Annotated in this window: 20 protein-coding genes; 9 read left to right on the forward strand and 11 right to left on the reverse strand. The window is 67.0% G+C overall.

Annotated elements, in window-relative coordinates; all coding sequences use genetic code 11:
- The first annotated feature begins 11 nt into the window (after positions 1 to 11).
- Positions 12 to 1,361 carry a hypothetical protein gene (locus tag ACWF99_RS06090; protein WP_452535017.1) on the forward strand — a complete coding sequence of 450 codons (1,350 nt, stop codon included), beginning with the start codon at positions 12 to 14 and terminating at the stop codon, positions 1,359 to 1,361.
- Between the two features lie 271 nt (positions 1,362 to 1,632).
- On the forward strand, positions 1,633 to 3,921 hold the full coding sequence (locus ACWF99_RS06095) for a S8 family serine peptidase (protein ID WP_452535019.1): 2,289 nt from the start codon (positions 1,633 to 1,635) through the stop codon (positions 3,919 to 3,921).
- A 90-nt stretch (positions 3,922 to 4,011) separates the two neighbouring features.
- On the opposite strand, the gene ACWF99_RS06100 is transcribed toward ACWF99_RS06095, so the two are convergent.
- Complete coding sequence (locus ACWF99_RS06100; protein WP_452535021.1) at positions 4,012 to 4,455, reverse strand: hypothetical protein; 444 nt, start codon at positions 4,453 to 4,455, stop codon at positions 4,012 to 4,014.
- Between the two features lie 196 nt (positions 4,456 to 4,651).
- Positions 4,652 to 5,287: a TetR/AcrR family transcriptional regulator gene (locus ACWF99_RS06105; protein ID WP_452535023.1), complete on the reverse strand. Its 636-nt coding sequence runs from the start codon at positions 5,285 to 5,287 to the stop codon at positions 4,652 to 4,654.
- 108 nt (positions 5,288 to 5,395) lie between these two features.
- Between ACWF99_RS06105 and ACWF99_RS06110 the strand changes: the two genes are divergently transcribed.
- Together ACWF99_RS06110 and ACWF99_RS06115 are read left to right on the forward strand one after the other, a co-directional pair.
- A complete protein-coding gene (locus tag ACWF99_RS06110; RefSeq protein WP_452535025.1) occupies positions 5,396 to 7,075 on the forward strand; it encodes an alkaline phosphatase D family protein in 1,680 nt (559 codons plus the stop codon).
- A 375-nt stretch (positions 7,076 to 7,450) separates the two neighbouring features.
- Positions 7,451 to 8,158 (forward strand): histidine phosphatase family protein, encoded by a 708-nt coding sequence (locus ACWF99_RS06115; protein WP_378630553.1) that lies wholly within the window; start codon positions 7,451 to 7,453, stop codon positions 8,156 to 8,158.
- Positions 8,159 to 8,673: 515 nt separating this feature from the next.
- Here ACWF99_RS06115 and ACWF99_RS06120 read toward each other — a convergent pair.
- Together ACWF99_RS06120 and ACWF99_RS06125 are read right to left on the reverse strand one after the other, a co-directional pair.
- Positions 8,674 to 9,759 (reverse strand): hypothetical protein, encoded by a 1,086-nt coding sequence (locus ACWF99_RS06120; RefSeq protein ID WP_452535027.1) that lies wholly within the window; start codon positions 9,757 to 9,759, stop codon positions 8,674 to 8,676.
- Between the two features lie 334 nt (positions 9,760 to 10,093).
- Complete coding sequence (locus ACWF99_RS06125; RefSeq protein ID WP_452535028.1) at positions 10,094 to 10,744, reverse strand: TetR/AcrR family transcriptional regulator; 651 nt, start codon at positions 10,742 to 10,744, stop codon at positions 10,094 to 10,096.
- A gap of 109 nt (positions 10,745 to 10,853) precedes the next feature.
- Here ACWF99_RS06125 and ACWF99_RS06130 point away from each other — a divergent pair, with 109 nt between their 5' ends.
- From ACWF99_RS06130 to ACWF99_RS06145, 4 genes are all read left to right on the forward strand, one after another.
- Entirely contained in the window at positions 10,854 to 12,281 is a 1,428-nt protein-coding gene (locus ACWF99_RS06130) for a cytochrome P450 (protein ID WP_452535030.1), read from the forward strand.
- On the forward strand, positions 12,278 to 12,469 hold the full coding sequence (locus ACWF99_RS06135) for a ferredoxin (protein ID WP_378630546.1): 192 nt from the start codon (positions 12,278 to 12,280) through the stop codon (positions 12,467 to 12,469). The genes ACWF99_RS06130 and ACWF99_RS06135 overlap by 4 nt, the downstream gene beginning before the upstream one ends.
- A 261-nt stretch (positions 12,470 to 12,730) precedes the next feature.
- Complete coding sequence (locus ACWF99_RS06140; RefSeq protein WP_452535033.1) at positions 12,731 to 13,627, forward strand: SMP-30/gluconolactonase/LRE family protein; 897 nt, start codon at positions 12,731 to 12,733, stop codon at positions 13,625 to 13,627.
- A gap of 81 nt (positions 13,628 to 13,708) precedes the next feature.
- Entirely contained in the window at positions 13,709 to 14,293 is a 585-nt protein-coding gene (locus ACWF99_RS06145; RefSeq protein ID WP_452535035.1) for an SRPBCC family protein, read from the forward strand.
- Between the two features lie 217 nt (positions 14,294 to 14,510).
- On the opposite strand, the gene ACWF99_RS06150 is transcribed toward ACWF99_RS06145, so the two are convergent.
- Positions 14,511 to 15,245: a flavodoxin family protein gene (locus tag ACWF99_RS06150; RefSeq protein WP_378630541.1), complete on the reverse strand. Its 735-nt coding sequence runs from the start codon at positions 15,243 to 15,245 to the stop codon at positions 14,511 to 14,513.
- Positions 15,246 to 15,403: 158 nt separating this feature from the next.
- Entirely contained in the window at positions 15,404 to 15,841 is a 438-nt protein-coding gene (locus ACWF99_RS06155; RefSeq protein ID WP_378630540.1) for a VOC family protein, read from the reverse strand.
- Positions 15,842 to 16,522: 681 nt separating this feature from the next.
- On the opposite strand from ACWF99_RS06155, the gene ACWF99_RS06160 reads away from it, so the two are divergent.
- A complete protein-coding gene (locus tag ACWF99_RS06160) occupies positions 16,523 to 18,082 on the forward strand; it encodes an alpha/beta fold hydrolase (protein ID WP_452535037.1) in 1,560 nt (519 codons plus the stop codon).
- Here the strand turns inward: ACWF99_RS06160 and ACWF99_RS06165 are convergent.
- The 5 genes from ACWF99_RS06165 to ACWF99_RS06185 all read right to left on the reverse strand — a co-directional run bounded on the left by ACWF99_RS06165 (position 18,022) and on the right by ACWF99_RS06185 (position 22,908).
- A complete protein-coding gene (locus tag ACWF99_RS06165) occupies positions 18,022 to 18,720 on the reverse strand; it encodes a response regulator (RefSeq protein WP_452535039.1) in 699 nt (232 codons plus the stop codon). The two genes, ACWF99_RS06160 and ACWF99_RS06165, sit on opposite strands and share 61 nt — an antisense overlap.
- Complete coding sequence (locus tag ACWF99_RS06170; RefSeq protein WP_452535041.1) at positions 18,717 to 19,892, reverse strand: sensor histidine kinase; 1,176 nt, start codon at positions 19,890 to 19,892, stop codon at positions 18,717 to 18,719. The genes ACWF99_RS06165 and ACWF99_RS06170 overlap by 4 nt, the downstream gene beginning before the upstream one ends.
- Before the next feature lie 136 nt (positions 19,893 to 20,028).
- On the reverse strand, positions 20,029 to 20,865 hold the full coding sequence (locus ACWF99_RS06175; protein WP_452535043.1) for a CPBP family intramembrane glutamic endopeptidase: 837 nt from the start codon (positions 20,863 to 20,865) through the stop codon (positions 20,029 to 20,031).
- Between the two features lie 250 nt (positions 20,866 to 21,115).
- Entirely contained in the window at positions 21,116 to 21,772 is a 657-nt protein-coding gene (locus tag ACWF99_RS06180; RefSeq protein WP_452535045.1) for a response regulator, read from the reverse strand.
- Positions 21,769 to 22,908: a sensor histidine kinase gene (locus tag ACWF99_RS06185; protein WP_452535047.1), complete on the reverse strand. Its 1,140-nt coding sequence runs from the start codon at positions 22,906 to 22,908 to the stop codon at positions 21,769 to 21,771. Before ACWF99_RS06185 ends, ACWF99_RS06180 begins: the two co-directional genes overlap by 4 nt.
- Between the last annotated feature and the right edge of the window lie 67 nt (positions 22,909 to 22,975).

A 22,975-nucleotide genomic window follows, 5' to 3' on the forward strand; every position in this document is an offset into this window, starting at 1 on the left:
GAGCAGCGGCCGTGCACAGTTTCGATATCGAGTTCACCAGTGACGGAACGCTTTTCGATGGCGGCCAACTGCAGGAGCTGGTCAATGGCCTGGACGCCACCGACCTGATCGTTGTTTCGCACGGATGGAACAACGACATGCGGGAGGCCGCGGACTTGTACGACGAGTTGCTGGGCAACGTGCAACGCCTGCTGGACTTGCGCGCCAATCCTCAGGCGCCGACAACGCTTCGCCGTCTCGACGGCCGCACTTTCGCAGCCTGCCGTGTGTTCTGGCCGAGCAAGAAGTTCGCAGACAAGGACCTCATCCCAGGCGGCGGCGCGGCCAGCGCGACGGCGGCGAACGACGCGGCTCTCGAGCTGGTACTGGACAGACTGGCCGAGGACCCGACGCGACTGGGTGACACAGCCAAGTCCCCCGCGCGTCACCAGAAGGTCACCTCGGCGTTGGCACTCGTCCCGCGACTGGCCTCGGATCCCGACGCTCGTGCGACGTATGTCGATATCCTGAGATCCCTTGTCGATGTGGACGATTCAGCAGATGACGACGGCGCGGCCGCGTTCTTCCTCGCCGACGCCGAGGATCTGTTCGCCGCCATGGACGGTCCCGTTTCCGCGCCGGGCGCCGCGACGAGCGGGGGCGGCGCCGCAATCGGAGGCGGCGCAGACGATCGGGGCGCCGACAACGGCGGCGCCGCCGGCGTCCTGGATCGCCTCGATGGGGTGATCGCCGCCGCGCGGCGGCTGGCGAACCTCACGACATATCTGCAGATGAAGTCACGGGCCGGAACAGTCGGGGCCAACGGCCTTGCCCCGATGATCCGGCGGGTCCGCGCGGAACACCGAGACGTGCGCGTCCACCTCGTCGGCCACAGCTTCGGCGGGCGGCTGGTGACCGCCGCTGCCCATGCTCTGGACGACAACACACCACAGGTCACGCTCAGCTTGTTGCAGGCGGCGTTCTCGCACAACGGGCTTTCCGGCGACTTCGGCGGCGGGAAGGCCGGCGCATTTCGGGAGGTCCTCACCGACCGCCGCGCATCCGGCCCGATCCTCATCACCCACACCAAGAACGACAAAGCTGTCGGAATCGCATACCCGCTCGCGTCGCGCATCGCCTTCCAGAATGCCGCTGCGCTCGGTGACCGCGACGACCCTTACGGCGGCATGGGCCGCAACGGTGCCCAGCGCACCCGCGAGGCGTTGGGCAACGAGACGGTGCTGGCCGCGGTCGGTCATGACTACGGGTTCGCGCCCGGCAAGGTCTACAACCTGCTGGCGGACGATTTCATCGTCGACCACGGCGCCGTTCGAGGTATCCAGGTCGCCTACGCGATCCTGTCCGCCGCGTCCGTGGCGTGAGGATCCCCAGCCGCTCGACTTTGCTGCTGTAACACTCACAACCCGGGATGCCCAGGTGCGGACTTGTGCGAAACTTGCACTCGTACTGCCGTCCGGCACTGAGCCGAGCGCTGCGTGAATCCATCGATCTTCCCAGCTCACCGAGCATTCTTCTCATTGCTCTACGTTCACGAACCCGCACGTCGGCGGATCGAGGCCGAGTCCGCGGACTCGGCGCGACGGTTCACACCGCTCATCGGCTTCGGACATACATTCGTGGAGGGAGTCGGACATGGACCGCACGCTCAAAGTGATCGCGACGAAATCTGAGCAGGCCGCGCTCGCACGGGACCACACCGTGACAGCCAACTACGACGCGTTCGCGTTGGTACAGGCCGATGAGGCCGAAGCTCGGGAGTTGAGCCAGCGCTACCTCGTCGAGGACATCACCGCGCAATACGAGATTCCACTCGGACCGACCGCGACAGACGCGATCGACACCACCGTGCCTCGAATCACCGGCGCAGCACGGCCTTCGGCCCATCCCGCCTACCAGCGCACCCGGCGCCTGGACGCCGGACCGCACCACTACCTCGTCCAGTTCGTCGGGCCGATCAAGCCGCAATGGCGCGCAGCGGTCGAGCAAGCAGGTGGATCGATCGTCGATGCCCGTGCTGGTTTCACGCTGGTCGTGCGCGCGACGGCCGAGCAGATCGCGGCGATCGCCGCGTTGCCGGAAGTGCGCTGGGCTGGTCATCTGCCCGACCGCGCACGCCTGGACGTGACCACCGAACCCGCACTCCCCCGAACGAAGTTGCTCCCCGACGTCCTCACCGTCGAGTTCTTCACGCCGGCCACCGCACGCGCCGCCAAGGCGAAGATCCGCAAACTCGGACTGAAGATCATCGGAGATGGCCCGGCGACGCTCATCGTCGAGGCGCCCGAAGGCACCGATGCCGCTCGGCGCAAGCAATTGGCCGCCCTGTCGGCTGTCCATGGTGTGCGCATGGTGCGCAACCGGCCGATCAATCGCATCAGCAACGACGTCGCCGCGACCATCATGCGCGGAACCGCGGCAACGCTGGGCGGGGTTTCCACCCTCGACGGTGAGGGCGAGACGATCGCGGTGTGCGACACCGGGTTCGACACCGGCACCACCTCGCCGGTCCATCCCGATTTCGCCGGCCGCGTCAAAGCCGTCATGAGCTTTCCGATCACCTCGGAATTCGCTCCCTACGTCAACAACGCCGGCGGCGACGACGGAGCGGCCGACCTCGACTCCGGCCACGGCACCCACGTCACAGGATCAGTGCTCGGCGACGGCGTCGCGAGCACGGCGGTGCCGGGGCAACCGGCGATCCGCGGTCTGGCCACCAAAGCGAAGCTGGTGTTCCAGGCCGTCGAGCAAGCCTTGGACTGGAAGAACCCCGCCTTCGTGGCGAAGTACGGTCGCTACCTGCTCGCGGGAATTCCGGTGGACCTCGCCGACCTTTTCACACCCGCGTACAACAAAGGCGCACGCATCCACACCAATTCGTGGGGTGGCGGCGACCCCGGGGTCTACGACGACCAGTGCCGTGCCGTGGACAAGTTCATGTGGGAGCACCCGTCGTTTTGCATCCTGTTCGCCGCAGGCAACGACGGCAGCGACTCCGACGGCGACGGCCGGATCAACCTCGGATCCGTCACCTCACCCGGCACCGCCAAGAACTGCCTGACCGTCGGAGCGAGTGAGAACCTGCGACGCTCCTTCGACAGCGAGCGCTACGGCACCTGGTGGCCGGGCGACTACCCGGCACCGCCGTACAAGAGCGCGGCGATGGCCGATGACCCCGATCAGGTGGTCGCGTTCTCCAGCCGTGGTCCGACCGCGGACGGGCGCATCAAACCCGACGTCGTCGCCCCGGGCACATGGATCCTGTCGACGAAGTCGACGATGCTCAGCCCCACCGCAACCGGCTGGAAGCCGTTCCCCGGCTCTTCGAAGTACTTCTACATGGGCGGCACGAGCATGGCCACGCCACTGACCGCCGGCGCGCTCGCGCTGCTGCGCCAGCACCTTCGCCGCGACCACGGCATCGCGACGCCCTCGGGGGGACTCCTCAAAGCGGTAGTGATCGCCGGCGCTCGTCGCCTGCCGGGCACAGCGCCCGCAACCACGGTGGCCGACAACCACCAGGGCTTCGGTTGCGTCGACGTGGCTGGGGTCGTTGCCCCGACGGCACCGTCGACGCTGCTGGTTCGCCAGGGCAGGAAAGTCTCGACGGGACAACTCCACACCCTCGAGATCGAGGTGACTTCGGCAGCTGTTCCGTTGCGGATCGTGCTCGCCTACAGTGACTTTCCCGGCGAGACGTTGGTCAACAACCTCAATCTCGTTGTCCGGTGCCCGGACGGAGCGCCCAGAGTCGGAAACGGCGGGCAGGGCCCCGGATTCACGATGGACTCGATCAACAACGTCGAGGTCGTCGAAATCGGTGCACCCGCCGTCGGTACGTGGAAGATCGATGTCATCGGCTCGAATGTCCCGCAGGGCCCTCAGCCCTACGCGCTGGCGATCCTCGGCGCGGCGGCCGGCTGATTCCTAGGACAGCCACCCCTCTGGCAATTACGAACGGCGCCTCCGGAATTCCGGGGGCGCCGCTCGGGCACTTCGCACCGCGTCAGCAGATCAGGCTTCGCGCACCGCCGTGACGATGGCGACGACCGCCGCGGACAACGCCCCGATCACCACCCCGCCGAGCACCACCGCTGCGGCGGCGACCGTGAACTGATCCCAGCCCACCATGAGCGCGGCCACGCCGAGAACCACGAGGATCGCGTCGACGCCGACGGCGGCCAAAACAGCGTCGTCGCGGCTCAGCAGCCGAGGAGTCAGCGCAACGGTGGCCAGGCCGAGCAGGACGGACACCAGGCCGACCGCGACGAAGACGGGGACGGCCATCCCGGTGCCGACATCGGTCCCCAGGATCAGCGTAGCGAACGGGACGAGGCCGTACAGGACACGGATCGCGCCCACACCGCGCAGCGTCCACGAGGACACATCGACGGGGGCGCCCCCGGTGGAGGTCTTGGTCGCGTACGCCATGCGCACAGTTGCCACCTGGCTGGTCATATCCCGCTCCTTCGACATTTTCACACCTTCGTGCAATTGCACGTAACTGTGAAACTACGTCCCTTGCACACCGATGTGCAAGAACTCGTGAAGGGACTCACACCCCACCCGGGTTCGTGCCGGCGAGCACACCGTGGATCCATTCGGGGACAGCATGTTCGACGAGCGATCGCCCGCCCGACGAGCGCACCTGCGATCAGTGCTGCGCGGCCTCGGCGGCGGACCGGGCGATCTCCCCGGCACTGGAACGGTCGACGCCGACCGCGATCAGGCAGGCCAGAGCAGCGTCGCGCGCGGCTTCGGCATCGACCCATTCACCATCGCTGTGCGCGTTCAGCAGCTCGAGCACCAGCGCCGTGAGCACCCTGGCCAAGGCCGCGGGCGGAAGGTGACCAGCGAAGGTTCCGTCGGCTTGACCAGCCGCTATCAACGTGATCAGCCGCGCGCGGACGGGCGCGAGCCGGTCGGCCATCCGGGCCCGCGACCCGGCTTCGTCCAGGCGCAGCAGCAACTGGAACTCGTCGCCGACAGCCCACAGCGCGACCGTCATATCCGCGATCGCCCGGGCCGGAGGTTGCGCGGTGTCGATACCGTCGAGTGCGCGACCGACCTGTTCGAAAGCCTCGTCGAGCATGCCGTCGATCAGCGCTTCCCTGGTGGGGAAATGACCGTAGAGGGTGCGGCGGACCATCCCCGCGGCGACGGCGATGTCTTCCATACTCGCCAGCGGGTTGCGCAGCAACTCGTCCCCGGCCACCGCGACGATGCGTCGCCGGTTGGCCAGTGCGCGCGGCCCGAGGCCGACGGTGGTCGAGTGCGTCGTCGCAGTCACGTCCGTCCTTTCACCCACCACCATCCCACACCTGCGCAAAGGTGTGCAAAAGGCCGGCTGCGGCTCATCGGCCTGCTCGACAGCCGGTCCACGGCATATTCTGGACAGATGGCACGGCTGCCGGAAAGTAGGACCGAACTGGTTCTGGGTCCGTTGCTGCGCCATGTCGGCGAATGCGACGCCACCGTCTGGGTCGAGACGTCGGCACCGTGCACTGTCGAGGTCCTCGGCCACCACGAACACACCTGGACCATCGCCGGACACCACTACGCTCTCGTCCTGATTGCGGGACTGGCGGCCGGTTCCGTCACGCGGTACGAGGTCAGTCTCGACGGGGAGCGCGTCTGGCCGCTGCCCGACGCCCCGCACCCGTCCGTCATTCGCACGCTCAGAAGCGACGCCGATCTGATCCTCGCCTTCGGCTCGTGCCGATTCGCCACACCGACCGCGACGCAGGACGACGACAACTTCGACGCCGACGCTCTCGACGCCTATGCGCGGCGAGTCATGGAACGCCCACCCGAAGATCTGCCCGACGCATTGTTACTGCTCGGCGACCAGGTCTACGCCGATGAGCTGTCGCCCGAGATCCTCCGTCGCATCGACGAGTTGCACGACCTCGACCAACCGCCGGGCGCCCAGATCCGCAACTTCGAGGAGTACACGTGGCTCTATTCCGAGTCATGGTCCGACCCGCAGGTGCGCTGGCTGCTGTCCACGGTTCCGTCGTCGATGATCTTCGACGACCACGACGTCATCGACGACTGGAACACCTCGAAATCGTGGCGTGACGAGATCGAGGCCACCGGCTGGTGGGAGGAACGCATCGTGGGCGCGTTGTCGTCGTACTGGGTCTACCAGCACCTGGGCAACCTCTCGCCCGCAGCCCTGGCCGACGACGAGCTCTACCAGCGGATCCGATCCGAGGGCGGCGACTGCGCGGAGTTGCTCCGCGAGTTCGCATCCGCAGCGGACGAAGAAGCCGACGGCGCCAAGGGAGCGCAATGGTCGTATCGCCGCGATCTCGGCACCACCCGGCTGCTCGTCATCGATTCACGGTGCGGACGCATACTCGCCGGCGGCACGCGGTCGATGGTCTCCGAGCCCGAGTTCTCGTGGATCGAACGCCAGACCGAGGGCGACTACGACCACCTGCTGGTGGGGAGCTCGCTCCCGTGGCTGCTGCCGCGCGCCCTCCACGACCTGGAGTCATGGAATGAGCGCATGACCTCAGGGGTGCGGGGCAGACGCGTGGCCAGATGGTCCGAAAGATTGCGGCGCTCAGCGGATCTGGAACATTGGGCCGCCTTCCGCGATTCATTCGACCGGCTCGCCCGGCTCATCGCCCGCGTCGGGCGCGGACAGTGCAGCGGCCCGGGAGGACGGGCGCCCGCCACGATCTGCGTGCTGTCCGGCGACGTTCACCACGCCTATGCCGCGCAAGCGCGGTTTTCCGACGCCGTCAGGTCCCGGGTCTACCAGCTGACCTGTTCGCCGATGCACAACTACGTTCCGACCGCCATGAAGGTAGTCTTCCGGCTCTCGTGGAGTCGGGCCGCCGAACGGGTGACGCGTTTCCTCCTGGACCGGGTGTCCACCGTTCCCCCGGTGCCGGTCGAGTGGAGTCGCGTCACCGGCCCCTTCTTCGGCAACCAGATAGCGACGCTGCATCTGCGCGGCCGGACCAGCCGCCTCGTACTGGATCAGGTGAGCACCGACGGCGGCCGTCCCCATTTGACGACGGTCGCGGACGTGGTGCTGTCGACCGAGACGGACGGCTCGCCCTGAAGTGGCATACGCCGAGATCCATGAAGGACCCGGTCGCTGCGGAGCCCGTCGGCATCGAGTGGTGACCGGCTTCCGACGCACAGCACGCGCTGCGGCGACGTCGTTGCCATCGGGCACCCTCCGGAAGCGGTCCGGCGAGCCGAACGCAAAGGGCGACTCGCTCGCACCTCCGTTACCGGGGTTTCGCCTGCGCGCGGTCCAGTGCGAAAGCTCCCGATCAATGGGATACCCCGTATTTGATTCGGGCAAATAGCTGCTTCTGTGAGACGCGACACCCCAAATTCCGGTTCTTCGACATACCTGAATTGGCGTTCGCCACAATGAAAGGCATTCCCACCCATGCGAATCCGATCTCTTCGATTGCCCATAACGGTGATGGCGGCCGCGGTCGCGGCCACAACCGCTACCACCGGCGTCGCGTCCGCCGATATCGACTTCGGAAACTCCGGCAGCAGCTCCGGCAGCAGCGGCGACATGGTCATCACCCTGGTGCGCCATGCCGAGTCCCTCGGTAACACCTCCGGCCTGATCGACACCAAGGTGCCCGGACCCGACCTGACCTCACGCGGCCGGACACAGGCAGACAATCTGGCCATCCAGCTGGGCGACAAGAATTACGACTGCGCCTTCGCGTCCAACATGGTGCGTACCGAACAGACCGCGGCACCGACCGTCGCCAAGCAGGACCTGAGCCTCGACATTCAGCCCGGTTTCCGGGAGATCGAGGCAGGCCAGTACGAGGGCACCCCGGAGGCCGAGGCGCTGTCCGGGTACCTACAGGCGCCGATCAAGTGGCTCTCCGGCGACCTGAACGCTCGGATTCCAGGCTCCATCGACGGCACCGAGTTCGACGGCCGCGTCGATCAGGCACTGCTCGATGTGCAGCGCCGCGGCTGCGCCAACCCGGTGATCTTCTCGCACGGCGGCACCATCATGTTCTGGTCGATGATGAACGCCGACAACGCCGACAAGAGCAAACTCGGCACCGATCCGATGCGCAACGGCGGCCGCGTCGTCCTCGAGGGCAGCCCGCAGAAGGGCTGGACGATTGTCGAGTGGGTCGGCCACCCGGACCTGGGCTGATTCACCCTTCCGCGCCCCGGATGTCATCGACACACTCGATGGCACCGGGGCGCGGTCGTCTCGCAGCCCAAGGCCCCGCAGCGCAGTCGTCCAGCGCACCCGCTGGGATCACCGTCATCGAACTGCTCGCCCGCGGGAGGTTCCCGCACCAGCGGCTGCTGGGCCAATGGTCACGCGCCGACGAAGGCGCTGTCGCCCAAGCACTCTCGGCCACCGTCACCCGAACCTTTCCCGCAGACAGGACCGACTTCCCGGTCTTGGCATTCACCGACCCGCGCTGGGATCCAGCGTTGTTGGAGCGCAGGCGTCGTGGGTTGACTGGTGCGCCAACAAGATCAGCAGTGGTCGGCCGATCACCAGCGCGTCGCGGCCGAAGACGCCATCGGTCGTCGCTTTCACCGAGAGCGGTGAGTGACTCGTCGAGCAGCGGGGTTGATTCCGGCGGACCGCTACCGATCGCAAAGGCGATCGCCAGCGAGCAACGACGGGCACGTGTGCCGCACTTGCCGTGCCCATCACGCCCGGTCCGAGCCACTGCTTTGTTCGTCGATGCGCCGGCGCTGGCGGGCCCCGTACGCCGCTTCCTTGACCGCAGTGTCGTCCTCGAGACCGGACCCGAGCGCTCCACCGATGGTCGCGATAGACGCCAGCAGCCAAGCGAGGGTGAGGTAATCGGAGAAGTTCACCCCGTGCCTCAGAACGGAGGACAGCAGTTCTGGTGAAAGAGCCAGGCCCGCGGTGAACAGCAGCAGGCAGAACAGTGCCACATGCAGGACGCCGACGCCGACGCCGAGCGTGATCACGGTCGCCAGGTTGTACAACACCGATCTATTGCGTTCGGCTGCCGACTGCGGTCGCTCCCAGAGTTCGTGGTCGAGGATCAGCCACAGAATCATCGCCACGACTGACAGGACCGTTGCCGCGCTCATCCGCCATGGGCCCATCGTGTCGGCGAACATCCAGATCGTGTCGGTGGCCAGTGCGATCGCTCCAGTGGCGAACGCGCCGACGAGGACCTTCGAGAGTCCAGTGACCAGTCGCCACGGCCGGTTGGCCCGCACCATCCCCGACACCAGGCGCAATCGCCGCAGTCCCGGGGGTGTGAAGTACCGGATGCCACTCGCGATCGGTACAGATGGAAACCGTCGCGCCGCCCGGGCCGGCGCGAGTTCCGGCTCACCGAGCATGTGAGAGATCGCGAGTTCGGTGACAGTGCGGACGCGTCGCTCGATCCGGATGCCGCCCACCCCAGGCACGGAGATAAGAGCGAATCGGTGGTCGGCACTGACATCGGCCACCACCGGAAGCGTGTCCTCACGGCGCGGCAGATCGGTGAGGTACACGACGAGGTCCTCGGATTCCGCAGACGGATCGACCGCGTCGATCACCTCGGCGAAAGCCGCTCCCTCGGCGAGAAGGTAGGGCTCGAGGCGCACACACGTCGACCATTGACGCTCGAGCCTGTCACGGCCTTGCAGACGTCCCGGCAGGCACTCCGCGAGGCGTTCCGCGACATCGGCCGGTTTGCCCGGATCCGCGATCAACAACACCGAGACCCGCTCACCAGCCGCACCGGCTCGCCAGAGCTCGTTCGCGTCCACCGCCCTCGCGTACCCACTCGAGCTGGACACAAACTCCAGACAGCAGGAGCGGACGACGAAAGCACCTGCTTCGCGGACGCCGCCTGGGTCATGCGGCCACCCACAGAAAAGGGGACGTCACACTCCAACGGACCTGGTCCGGACCGCCGTCCATCCGCGCGAGATCGCAGCCACCAGCACGGCGGCCGACTAAATTTCCGCGTCTCTTCGATCACCGACAGTCGTCGCCACGGCGAACATCACGCCCGGCCCGACGGCCTATCGGAGGAGAACCGGAAACCCGGTTGGCAGACAGGACCTAGCAGCCGATGGTTCCACCGTCCCGTGCGCGCATTCAATGCGCCAATCGGGCGGCCATAGTGGTCAGGTTGTCGGCGAAGGTCAGCACGAATTCGACGCAGAGGTTGATCAGTTCGTCGCGGCTGATGTCCATACCGCCGTCGAGCCAGGCCAGGACCAATTCGGCGGCGCCGCCGGTGATCATCAGAGAGACCGCACGGACCAGGGTTTCACTGCCGGCCGGCGGGTCCAGCAGTGCGCGTTCCTGTTCGGCGACGACGTCGGCGATAGTGCGCATGCCGGCGGCGCGGCGTCGCATCAGGATTTCGCTGCCGTGCGCCTCGGCGAAAGCGATGCGGGCGCGGCGGGGGTCCTCGACGACGGAATTGAGAATAGCGGTGACGGCTGCCCGCGTTTTGGCTGCGATGTCATCCGGCGCGGCGGTGAGTGCGTCCAATGAGCAGCGGATCGCGGTGTCGATGATCTCGTCGTGTACGGCGGCGGCCAGTGCGTCGAGGTCGTCGAAGCTCTCGTAGAAGAACCGCGGACCGACCTTGGCCTGTTCGCAGACTCCGCGCACGGTGGTCGCGGCCCAGCCCTGGGTGCCGATGATGTCGAGGGCAGCGTCCATCAGCCGCTGGCGGCGTTCGTCGCGTCGCTGTTCGGCCGAGGTGCCGCGATAGATGCCGGTCGCTGCCCGTGTCACAACCCTCAGTATGCCGCACCAGAAACAGGAATCAATCGTTTACGGAAACGACTGATTCCTATATGCTCCAAGTCACACCACATCGCAACGGTGCGAGAGGACAACGAACATGATGTCGACCCTGGGCCGACGGGCCAAGTCCGCCGTATCCGCTATTGCCGAGCGATATCCTTCGCAGACCCGCGCGCTGGCAGACCCGCTGCCCGGCAGCGGATTACGTCCGATCATGGGCGATTACGGCGTCCCGCTCATCGGGCACGCGATACCCGCGATGAGCGACAGTCTCGATTTCGCCCGCCGCCGTTTCGACAAGTACGGGCCGGTGCACTGGGCCGGACTCGTCGGGCGACGCGTTGTCATGGTCGCCGGACCGGAGGCCACCGAAGAGGTACTCGCCGACCGCGACAAGGTGTATTCCGCGCAGCGCGGCTATACCTTCTTCATCGGCCCGTTCTTTCGCGGCGGCATCCTGCTGCGCGACTTCGAGGAACACCGCTACCACCGTCGGATTCTGCAGCAGGCCTTCACCCGACCGCGGTTGGTCGGCTATCTCGATATCACCAGTCCGGCCATCGAGCGCGGTATGCGCGACTGGACGCCGAATCGCGATTTCCAGCTCTACCCGGCGGCCAAACGCCTGCTGCTCAGCTTGTCCTCAGAAGTGTTCATGGGGGCGAATCTCGGGCCGGAGGCCGCCGGGCTGGAGCGGGCGTTCATCGATGCGGTGCGTGGCGGCCAGGCGCTGGTGCGCACGAATCTGCCCGGCGGATTGTGGGCACGCGGACTGCGCGGGCGCGCAGTGCTGGAAGATCACTGTCGTCGCGAGCTGCCTGCCAAACGCGCGGGAAACGGCGAGGATCTGTTCAGCGTGTTGTGCCGCACCGCTTCCGAGGAAGGCCACACATTCACCGACCAGGATATCGTCGACCATCTGATCTTCGTCCTGCTCGGCGCGCACGACACCAGCACGATCGCGGTGTCGATGATGGGATACCAGCTCGGATTGCATCCCGAATGGCAGGACCGGCTGCGCGCCGAATCGCAGGCGTTGGGCAAAGAGTCACTCGACTATGCAGATCTGGACCGGCTGCCGGCGCTGGATCTGGTCTTCAAAGAGATTCTGCGGATGTACTCCCCTGTCGGGCAGCAGATCCGCGAAACCGTGCGGGATACCGCGATTCAGGGTCAGTTCGTCCCCGCCGGCACCTTGGTGATGATCGGGTCGTACTCGGCCATGCGTCAGGCCCGCTGGTGGAACGACCCCGACGTGTTCGATCCCGAACGGTTCACGGCCGAACGGCACGAGGACAAGGCCCACCGCTATACCTGGGCGCCTTTCGGTGGTGGCGCACACAAATGCATCGGACTCTATTTCGGCGGTATGACAGTCAAGGCGATCATGCACCGCATGCTGTTGCACTACCGCTGGACCGTTCCCGCCGACTACTCGCCGCCGATGGGCTGGGCGACCGGCCCTGTCCCCCTCGACGGCCTACCCATCCGGCTCGAACGCCTCGGCGCCTCGGTGTCCGCATGAAGATCGCCGCCGACCGCACCCGGTGCGAGGGCCACGGCATGTGCGAAGCATTGCTGCCCGACATCTTTCGGGTCGACGACGAAGGCAACGTGACGGTGCTGACGGACCAGGTAACCGATGCCGACCTCGACGACGTGCGGCTGGCGGTCGACAGCTGCCCGGTGGCGGCTCTGCGCCTGTTCGACTGAAGTACCCTCGCGCCGTCGATGACGCCGCCGGCGCTCTGGGGAGAACGAGGCGAGTTCGGCCGCGTGGCGATCGGCGACCCTGGATCGCACGAATACGATCGACGCTGTGCAGCCGTCCTCGTCCCCGGCAACTGTGACCGAAGTCGGTAGGCAGGTCGACAAGTAGTTCCACCTCATCCGGACCGATGAGCCACCCGACATAGCGAGGTACGCGTGCAGGCCCTGCATCGAATTGTCCTACCCGTCACAGCAGCAGCGTTCATGGCCGCGACCGCCATCTCCGCACCGCACGCACAAGCTGCCGCCGACTGCCCGGGCGCCGGTCAGTCGGCGGTGCAGGTAGGCGCTGTGTCGGGTGCCCTGGAAGGTCTCACCGTCGATTCCCAGGGCCGCGCGTACGCCACAGACCTGGTGAGCGGACACGTCTTGCGGATCGACGCCCCCGGCGCCCCCGCGGTAGTCATCGCCACCGTGCCCAGCGGCGGCGCCGGTGCGCTCGCCTGGACCCGAGACGGCAAACTGCTGGTCGGTTACGGCGCGGACGCCCGGGTCGTCATCGGCGATCTGGTGCACCTGGCAGGCATCGTCCAGGTCGACCCCGATACCGGTGCGGTGACGCCGTTCGCCTCGGGTCTCAGCGCCGCCAACGGCATGGACGTCGCGGGCGACGGAACCGTCTACGCCACCAACGACTTCGGCAACCTCGTCGGCCGTGTCGGCCCGAACGGCGCGGTGCAGGCGGACTGGGCGAGGTTCCCCAGCGCCAACGGTGCCGTGCTCGACACCGACGACGAATACCTCTATATCTCACGTACTTTCGTCAACCCTGGCGTCAGCCGGATACCCACCGCGAATCCCGGTGCACCACAATCGCTGCTGGACCTGTCCGGTACCGACACCTTCGGTACACCCGACGGCCTGACCTTGGACTCACAGAATCGACCCGTCGTCCCCTTCAACCTCTCTGGCCGCATCGTCCGCATCGACTCACCCGGCCGGTACTGCGTCCTCGGCACCGCAGCCCCGTCGACCAGCGTCGTCACCTACGGTCGCGGTACGACCGGCTTCTCCGCCGGCCGTCTGTTCGCCGCCACCTTCAGCGGCGCGATCTACGAAATCCCGGGTGCCTTCGACTCCAATGCCCGAACCGCCCCCTGATAGCTGGTGCCTCGTCCAGGAAGGTTGCTGCGGAAACGGATGTCGAGTTGATCGTGTGCCCGTGACCGGTGATCCTCCCCGATGAAGGTGGTACCGACGGCCGAGAAGACGGAAGTGTTCGTGCGAGAGGTGGCCCTCGTGCACGCCGACATCACCATGCGCGTCTCCGCCAAACCGTCCCGGTCCCAGCCGGACCGTGGTGAACCGAAGGGATTTCTGTCCATGACAGTCGTGAAAGTGCAACGCAGCATCGACGCCCCGATCGAAGTGGTGTTCGACGCCTACACCGACCATGCGGCGCTGGCGCTGGTGCCCGGCATCGCGTCGGCCGCTGTGGTCCGGCCCGGCGACACCGAACCGAACGGGCTCGGCGCGATCCGCGAGGTGAACGCCGGCATCGCCTGGTTCCGTGAAGAGATCACGGCCTTCGACCGGCCCGTCCTGATGGAGTACAGGATCCGCAAGGCGCGGCCACCGTTGCAGCACAGACTCGGCCGTGTCGAGTTCGAGCCGACCTCGCCAGGCACGACCCTGATCACGTGGACATCGGAGTTCGATTCACCCGTGCGGGGTATCGGATTCGTGTTCGGTCCCGCCAGCAAACTCATCGCCTCGGCCGCGTTCAGCTGGGTCTTGAAATGTCTCGACGACCGCATGGGGTCCTGACTGTCACCAGCCTCGCGGAATCCGGATCCGGCGTCGCTCGTCGTGGCAGCGACCGACGCGTTCTGCATCGACATGCACACCACCGACCTCGACAAGCACGGGGTGCCTCCTCCGGTGACCTGATGTCTGTCGGCGGTGGCCGCGCGCTCACCGGATCAGCGCCGGTATTCGGCACGCGGGCAGGCCATACCGCGCTCGATCCATTCCTCGGTGCGTTTCATCGGTGCTCCGGATTGTCGAAATCGGGCCTGCATCCGGCGTCCCACTCGCTGCGCTGGTTTCCGAAGGCCGGGATTCCGCCGTTGCGTCGCAGCATGGCCGCCACGTGCATGAGGTTGAAGGTCATAAACGACGTATTGCGGTTGGTGAAGTCGTTGTCCGGTCCGCCCGAATCCGGATCGAGATAGGACGGTCCCGGACCGACCGATCCGATCCATCCGGCATCAGCTTGCGGCGGAATGGTGTATCCGAGGTGCTGCAGGCTGTAGAGGATATTCATTGCGCAGTGCTTGATACCGTCTTCGTTACCGGTGATCAGACACCCCGCTGCCCGCCCGTAGTAGGCGTATTGACCGGCATCGTTGAGCATCGACGAGCATCCGTAGAGGCGTTCGATCACCCGTTTCATCACCGAACTGTTGTCGCCCAGCCAGATCGGTCCGCACAAAACCAGGATGTCGGCGTCGAGCACGCGCGAGAAGATCTGCGGCCATTCATCGGTCGGGGCTCCGTGCTCGGTCATGTCGGGCCACACTCCGGTCGCGATATCGTGGTCGACCGCGCGCAGCTCCTCGACTTCGACACCGCGCCGACGCATGATCTGCGCACTCAACCGCACCAGCCCGTCGGTATTGCTGGGCTCGGGCGAACGTTTGAGCGTGCAATTGATGAACAGCGCGCGCAGATCGTCGAAGCGCGGGCCCGGTTCGGTCACCGCCTCGGGCCCGGTCATCGCCTCGGCCCGACTCGAAGGCCGAGCACCCGGCAGAGCAGTAGGCGGGGTTTGTGTTGCGGCACTGGTGCTCCCATCTCTTTGGTGTGACTGTTCGATCACTCGAGTCGCTGGAGCGCGGTGGATTTCGTCGCGAACGAGCGACGGTAGCGTGTCGGTCAGTCGGCGAAGATGCCTTTCAGCATCCCGGTGGCCTGACCGACCTCGATCAGGTAGCCGTCAGGGTCGCGCAGGTAGCACCGCAGTTCGGCTTTGCGGTCCAGCGGCTCGGTCAAGAACTGTGCGCCTTTGGCGGTGGCGTCGGTATAGAAGGCAGCGATGTCGGCGACCCGCACGTTGAGAAACGACGAGACCACCTCGCCGGCCGTCGGCGGTGCCAGCGTGATGTCGGGCTTGTCCGGGGTGGGTCCACCGCCGGGATTCATGATGATCCAGCTGTTGGCGACCTTGACGATAGCCGGATTTTCCGCGAGAACGACCTGGCCACCAAGGATGTCGGCGTAGAAATCGCGCGAGCGGACCACATCGCGCACGGTCAGGAAATGGGTGAGGATCAGACCCTGTTCGGGCGCGGGGAGGTCTGGGCGACTGGTCACGAGGGCTCCTTCGGTTCGAGTTACCGTGCGCGTTCCCACTCCCGATCTGTTGACACACTCGCTGCGCCGCAGTGCGACCAGCGAACTGCCCGGCCCCGCTGACAACCGCACAAGACGGCCGTAGGCAGCGACGGCTATGAGCATCCGCACCAGATCCCGGCAACGAGGACCGAGCCCGCGAGGCGGTCCGCTCTTGCACACCGGACCTGCTCGCCCGGTGGGCACCCGAATGTCCGGCAGTCCGGCTGGCACTCGCGGGTCTCGCCGTCGTATTCCCTACGGTCAGCACGCTGCCCGCCTTGACCCCGCGGCTTCAGGGTTTTGTCGAGCAGCACCCCCCGGGGCACCGACATCGGCGACTACGTGCGTTTCATTCTGGAACTTGCCGCCGGGAACGAAGCCCATACCCTCGCAACCGTCGAGTCATTCACCACCGCCTACTGGAAGAGCACCTCCCCCGGAGCGCCGACACCAGCCCGAACTCTCCACCTGCTCGGCCAGATGCTGAACCGGGTCGGGATGGGGCTCACACGATCACATTCTGGAGGATGACCTGACCGTCGGGTGATGGTGTGAAGGGGCACCTGGCAGTACAGCTGTTCTTTCCGGAGTAGGTCGGCGGGGCCAGATCTCGTTCGGAGGGTAGACGCCCGGACGGGTCGCCGAAAATACCGTGGAACGGTGACTATCTCCAGAAACGAATTCGCCACGGTGGCAGTGGCCTCGATGGTGTGTGCCGCTGCGATCACCGGGTGCAGACCGTCCGAAACGCCCGACCCGACCGCAGGGCACCGGATCGGCTTCCACGACCAGACCATCGCATGGCACGACTGCGAGGCCGGCGCGGACGACGAGGTCGGGCGGCGGCTGGCGGCCGCGGGCGCGCAGTGCGGTGAGTTCAGCGCTCCCCTGGACTACGCGGCGCCAGCCGGGAAAACGATCACCGTCGCAGTGGCACGTCGCCCCGCCGGTGATGCCGCGCGGCGCCTCGGCACGCTCGTGGTCGAGACGGGAGGGCCCGGACCGTCTCGCGATGGGGTCGCGCTGCTGATCGACGGACCGGAAGGGGGTCATGGCGCACCGGAGCTCGCCGAGCGTTACGACGTGGTCGGCTTCGATCCACGATTCTTCGGAGCCAGTACCCCGTTGGAATGTGGTTGGCCGACAAGCGAGTATCTGAATGTGGCGCAGGCGGCACCAGTCGACCGAGCCGGATTCGATCGCGTTGTCGTCGCCGCCCGCGATCTGGCGTCGGGGTGCGAACCATGGCGGGATCTGTTGCCGCACGCGTCCACGCGCACGGTGGCGCGGGACCTGGACCTGCTGCGCACACTGCTCGGCGAAACGTCGCTGTCGTATCTGGGGTGGTCGTGGGGCACCTATCTGGGTGCGGTGTATGCGCAGATGTTCGGCGAGCACGTCGACCGCCTCGTTCTCGACAGCCCACTCGATCCCCGTGCCGCCGGGCCCGATCTCACCCGCGACACCGCGCCGGCCGATGCCGCGGCCTTGGCGGACTGGGCTCGCTGGGCCGCCGAGCAGGACATCGGTCTCGGTACTACCTCCGCAGCGGTATCGGGCGAGATACGCGACCTCGTCGATCGCGTGCGCGACGCGCCGATCACGCTGGCCGGGATCACCGTGACCGCCGACCTGATCCCCGGCCTGCTGCTCACCGTCGACGACTCCGCCGAGTCGTACAGCGCCTTCGGTGATCAAATCCGAGCATTGATCGATGCGTCGCGAGGAGTGCAGGTCGAGCCGCCGCCCGGCCTGGCGATCAAGTTGGGCCTCTACGCCGACACCGCCGTGACGCCCGAGTTCGGCTTCAGCGCAACGGTCGCCAATCAGTGCGCGGACCGGCCGGCCCGCGCGGTGGAGGACTACTTCACCGATATCGAGCTGCATCATGCTGAGGAGCCCCTGTTCGGCGCGCTGGCCCGTCACCTCGGCCCGTGTGCGATGTGGCCGGTATCGCCGAGCGAGCCGCCGACCGAGATCGACAACCAGATCCCGGCGTTGCTGGTCGGCGCCGACGGCGACCCGGTCGCCCCGTCGGCAGGACTGCGGGCGTTGCGGACGGTCATGCCCGCGGCGCGGTCGCTGACCTTGCGACCTGCATTCAGGCACGGTGTCTATCTGTTCGACAGTTCGGCCTGTATCGATGACACCGTGACGGCCTACCTCCTGGACGGCGTCCTTCCGTCCGGCGACGCGACCTGCGACCGGGCCGAACCATGACCGGCGAGGCCCGCCTCGTGCGCCACGATCACCGCCCGTACTCGATCCCGGACCGCGAGCTTGGTCAGAATATGGCGCACATGGGTTTTCACCGTTCCCGCCCCGATGCCGAGTTCCGCGGCGATCTCGGCATTGGACAGGCCGCGCGCCATGACCCGCAGTACCTCGACCTCGCGGGTGGTGAGGGCATCCACCAGGTGGCGCGCGGTGGGGTCGACGGGCGGCGCGAGGCGACCGAGTAACCGACGGGTGGTCGAGGCGGCCAGCACCGCGTCACCGGCGTGCACCGAACGGATGGCGGACAGGAATTGTTCGGCCGGTGCGTCTTTGAGCAGGAAGCCGCTCGCACCGGCTCGAACAGCGGCCAGCGCGTAGTCATCGAGGTCGTAGGTCGTCAGCACCAGCACACGCGGAGGCCCGGACAGCGCCAGGAGTCGGCGAGTGGCTTCGATGCCGTCGGTGCCGGGCATGCGCACATCCATGACGACTACATCCGGGCGTAGCCGTGTCGCGGCTTCGACGCCTTGTGATCCCTCACCCGCCTCACCGACCACCGTCAGGTCGGGCTGGGAGTCCACGACCATGCGCAACCCTGTGCGCACCAGTTCCTGATCCTCGACCAGCAGAACTCGGATCATCGTTGCTCCGTCAGCGGAATCATGGCTGCCAGGTGATGCCCTCCGCCGTCGCGGTAGGCGACAGTGACGGTACCGCCATAGGATTCGACCCGTTCGCGCATCCCGATCAGGCCGAACCCACCCGGGCTGCCCGTCGACCCGGCGTGCCCGTCGTCGGTGACTTCGACTCTCAGCCACCTGGCATCGGTGCGTACCGAGACCTCGGCGCGCGCTGTCGGGCCCGCGTGTTTGACAACATTGGTCAAGCCTTCCTGCACGATGCGGTAGGCGAGCAGTCCCAGCCCGGTATCGAGCGGATCAGCGGGCAGATCGGTGGACAGGGTGACCGACAGCCCTGCCGCGCGCAGGTCGTCGGTGAGGTCTGTCAGCTCGGCGATTCCCGGGGTGGGCGCCGGGTTCGGTTCCCCGTGGGTGTCTTCCCGCAGGACGCCGATGGCGCGGCGGGTATCGGCGAGCGCGGCCCGGCTATGGTCGCCGATCGCTCGCAACGCATCGATCGCGCGGTGGGGTTCGGCCCGGGCCGCGTAGCGACCGCCGTCGGACTGAGCGATGATCACCGCCAGCGAGTGAGCCAGGATGTCGTGGAGATCGCGCGCGATCCTGGTGCGCTCCTCGAGCACAGCGAGCCGTGTGCGCTGTGCGCCTTCCCGCTCGAGCAGCGCCGCGTGCGCCGCCAACGCGGCGAACTCACTGTGCCGTGATCGTTGCCATGCGCCACCGAGCCAGGCTGCCGCGACAGTTCCCGCCAGCGCCGACCCGACCAGTAGATGGGCCACCGCAGGCATGGGCAGTTGCGGCCAGCTCCAGCCGCCGAGCACCGCGCCACCCAAGCCCGCGACGAGCGTGAGTCTGCCTGCGTCGCGGCTACCGTGTGCCGCGACGGTATAGACGACGACCGGCACGGCGAGATCGGCGGGCAGCGCGCCGATGGTGTCGCGCACGGTCAGCCATTGCACGCCCGCCGCCGCCGCGACCGCCACCGCTGTAGCCGAGGGCCACCGTCGCCGCCCGATGAGTGGCACCAGCAACGCGACCGTGAGCCCGAAGTACACGACCCCGCCGTTGACGAGCAAACCCATCAGCACACACACGCCGAGCAACGCGAACGCGGTCCCTGCGTCGGCCGCCACCGGATGTGCCCGCCACCAACGCACGAGCCCTTCGTCCACCATGTGCTCACCCTAGATTTTCCGACCTGACCGGCGCGTCGCTCTCAGGAGTGACAACCGGGCACATCGACCACGACTTCGGGTAGATGGCCTGCGCGGGATACTCGCCGGGCCAGGGGTTTCCGTGGGGCGCTACCGTTCAGCCTCGCGGAAGGGCGTGAACTTCAGCGGCTCCCTGGACGATCGGCGCCGGGCTCGTGCGCATCAGCCACAGCGCAGCGGCGAGCGTCAGCACCCAGCCGATCACCTCGATGAGCAGATGATCTGTCGCATCGGGGACCGATTGCAGCAGGTACACCCGGACGCTGTTGATCGCTCCGTGCGTCATGACTGCCGGCCAGACACTGCCCGACCGCCAGCGAAGTGCGAGCAGCAGCGGCGCCCACGGCAGCATGCCCGCGAAATAGATGACGATGTCCCACGGTGGGCGGTCTCCGATGACGGCGAGCACCGGCAGGTGCCAGACGATCCAGACCACACCGCTGGCAAGGGCCAGTGGCCAGAATCCCCATGACGCGGCGCGGGTCGCCAGCCAGCCGCGCCAGCCGAACTCCTCGCCGATCGCGAAGACCGACTGCAGGAGGAAGACCGGAATGACCCATATTGTCGCCGCCAAGATCTGGTCGAGCGGGTTGAGCGGCCAGATCCCCGATGCCAGTGCGATGCCGGCCTGGATGGCGGCGATCGCGGTGATGAGGCCGATGCCGATGCCTGCCCACTTGGGTGTGCCACGCCACCCGGTGGCGAATGTTTCTCCGAACGTTCCGGGTCGTCGGGCGAGCCACATGATGATCGCAGCGAGCAGCGGGGTCATTTGCAGGATCGGAACGATCAGGTTGTCGAAGTCCGTGGAGACCAGCCGAAAGACCATCGGAACGGACAGCGCATAGCACAGCACGATGGCGATCGCGAAGAACCACGCGACTTCGATGACATTCGATCCGGTAGCACTGCCGCGCGCACGGACTGTCGTCATGACTGCCCACCACCTCGGGCGACAGAATCCTCGCCTACCCGTCTTCGCTTCGATCTCGACGTTGACAACGGTCCACACAGACCAGAATTCGTTGCCGAAAAGCAGGCATCATGGTTCATGCACGGACCGTAGCAATAGGTTTCGGTCTCCGAATCCTGGAAAGACCCGGAGTTCTACCCTGAGAAGCTCCCCTACCCGACGTCCTCGGCGCCGATGAATCAGCCGCCGAAAGTAGACAATCTGGACCCGCTTAGTCGGCTCGCACGCGTCTGGTGTCGTATGCCCACATCGCGATCTCGACGCGGTTGCGGGCGTCGAGCTTGGTCATCAACGATGCGACGTGGGTCTTGACGGTGCTCAGGCCGACGAAGAGCTCGGTGGCGATCTCGGCGTTGGTCCGGCCGCGCGCCACGAGCGCGAGCACCTCCTCCTCGCGCTCGGTGAGCGGGTCGATCGGCTGGACCGGTACCACCGGCGCCTGGCCGGCGAAATTCGCCAGCAGCCGGCGGGTGACGTTGGGGGCGATCAGCGCGTCGCCGTTGGCCGCCGCGTGGATGGCCTGCACGAGGAGCTGCGGCCCGGCGTCTTTGAGCAGGAAGCCGCGGGCGCCGGCGCGTAGGGCGCCGAGGACGTACTCATCGAGGTCGAAGGTGGTGATCACGACGACCGCCATCGGGTCCGTGACGCCTGGCCCGGCAAGGCGTCGCGTCACCTCGACGCCGTCGAGCCCGGGCATCCGGATGTCGACCAGGAGGACATCGGGACGCAGCCGGGTCGCCAGGTCGAGTGCTGCGAGCCCGTCTGCCGCCTCTCCCACGACCTCGAGGCCGGGTTGCGCGCCGAGGATCATCACCAGCCCGGTCCGGACCAAGTCCTGGTCGTCGGCTACGACAACACGAATGCTCATGCCGGCGCCTCCACCGGAAGCACGGCCTCGACCACCCAGCCGCCCTCTGGCCCCGGCCCCGCGGAGAGCGATCCGCCCAGGAGCTGGGCGCGTTCGGCCATGCCGCGCAACCCGAATCCAGGCTCCGGGACCGGCCCCGGCTCGGTCTGTCCATCGTCGCTGACACGCAGCCTGACGGCGTCACCCTCGCGGCGTACGTCGATTCCGACGCGGGTCGCACTCGGGGCGTGCCGTACGGCGTTGGTCAGCGACTCCTGCGCGAGCCGGTAGAGCGCGGCGTCCACGGGCCGTGCCAGCCGGGTCAACGAACCGGACAGCGAGACCTCGACGGTGGGCGTCGCGTCGGCGCGCGCCAGAGCAGGCAGGTCCGCGACACCGAGCTGCGGTGCGTAGGCGACGGCGTCCTCCTCACGCAGCACCCGCACCATGGATCTCATCTCCGCCAGGGTTCGCGACGCTTCGGACTCTATCGCCGCCAGGATCTCGGCAGCCTTCTCGGGCTGGATGGCGGCGACCACGCCACCGGCCTGCGCCTGCACCGCGATGGCCGAGACGTGGTGGGCGACGGTGTCGTGCAGCTCGCGCGCCAGCGCTACCCGTTCCTGATTGCGGATCTCGCGCTGTTGGCGATGCCAGAGGTCCGCCCGGTAGCGGAACACCGCCGCCAGGGCGACGAGCAACAGCAAGAGGACGCTCCCGCCGAAAACATCGGACCAGCCCGCGGAGGAGGCGTACATCCCCAGCGCGACAACGACTGTCACGAACGCCGTGCCCACGACGATCTCCCGTCCCGAGCCCCACCGCACCAGGGAGTAGAGCAGGATCAGGACGGCCATCATGGAGTAGAGGCCGAGGTCCCCGGCGTGCGTGGTCAGCTGGAGGATCGTGAGCAGACCGGCGACGCCCCACCCGACCAGGGCGGCCATCAGGGGGCGGCTTCGCCGCCAGAGCAGGGCAGGCATCAGCGCCAGCGCGAGCACCACCACAACGGGTCGCCAGGCCAAGCCCGGCGCAACGATGCCTTCGACCAAGGTGGCGCCCGTGAACACCCCCACCAGCAGCCAGTCGAGACGACCGATGGGTGGGGCGTCAGTAGGCCGAGGCTCGTGCCAGATGGAGCGACGGACAGTGACCACGGCTCCAGCCTAGGGATCGGCGCGCCTCGGCGTATCCGCCGAAAGTACGAGACGGAGACCATGCCAT

This window comes from Nocardia sp. NPDC055002, assembly GCF_053608825.1.

Excerpts from the sequence above, each read along its gene's own strand:
- ACWF99_RS06095 (WP_452535019.1), top strand. The coding sequence starts at position 1,633 with ATGGACCGCACGCTCAAAGTGATCGCGACGAAATCTGAGCAGGCCGCG.
- ACWF99_RS06100 (WP_452535021.1), bottom strand. The coding sequence starts at position 4,455 with ATGACCAGCCAGGTGGCAACTGTGCGCATGGCGTACGCGACCAAGACC.
- ACWF99_RS06110 (WP_452535025.1), top strand. The coding sequence starts at position 5,396 with ATGGCACGGCTGCCGGAAAGTAGGACCGAACTGGTTCTGGGTCCGTTG.
- ACWF99_RS06115 (WP_378630553.1), top strand. The coding sequence starts at position 7,451 with ATGGCGGCCGCGGTCGCGGCCACAACCGCTACCACCGGCGTCGCGTCC.
- ACWF99_RS06130 (WP_452535030.1), top strand. The coding sequence starts at position 10,854 with ATGATGTCGACCCTGGGCCGACGGGCCAAGTCCGCCGTATCCGCTATT.
- ACWF99_RS06135 (WP_378630546.1), top strand. The coding sequence starts at position 12,278 with ATGAAGATCGCCGCCGACCGCACCCGGTGCGAGGGCCACGGCATGTGC.
- ACWF99_RS06140 (WP_452535033.1), top strand. The coding sequence starts at position 12,731 with ATGGCCGCGACCGCCATCTCCGCACCGCACGCACAAGCTGCCGCCGAC.
- ACWF99_RS06145 (WP_452535035.1), top strand. The coding sequence starts at position 13,709 with ATGAAGGTGGTACCGACGGCCGAGAAGACGGAAGTGTTCGTGCGAGAG.
- ACWF99_RS06150 (WP_378630541.1), bottom strand. The coding sequence starts at position 15,245 with ATGACCGGGCCCGAGGCGGTGACCGAACCGGGCCCGCGCTTCGACGAT.
- ACWF99_RS06165 (WP_452535039.1), bottom strand. The coding sequence starts at position 18,720 with ATGATCCGAGTTCTGCTGGTCGAGGATCAGGAACTGGTGCGCACAGGG.
- ACWF99_RS06170 (WP_452535041.1), bottom strand. The coding sequence starts at position 19,892 with ATGGTGGACGAAGGGCTCGTGCGTTGGTGGCGGGCACATCCGGTGGCG.
- ACWF99_RS06175 (WP_452535043.1), bottom strand. The coding sequence starts at position 20,865 with ATGACGACAGTCCGTGCGCGCGGCAGTGCTACCGGATCGAATGTCATC.
- ACWF99_RS06180 (WP_452535045.1), bottom strand. The coding sequence starts at position 21,772 with ATGAGCATTCGTGTTGTCGTAGCCGACGACCAGGACTTGGTCCGGACC.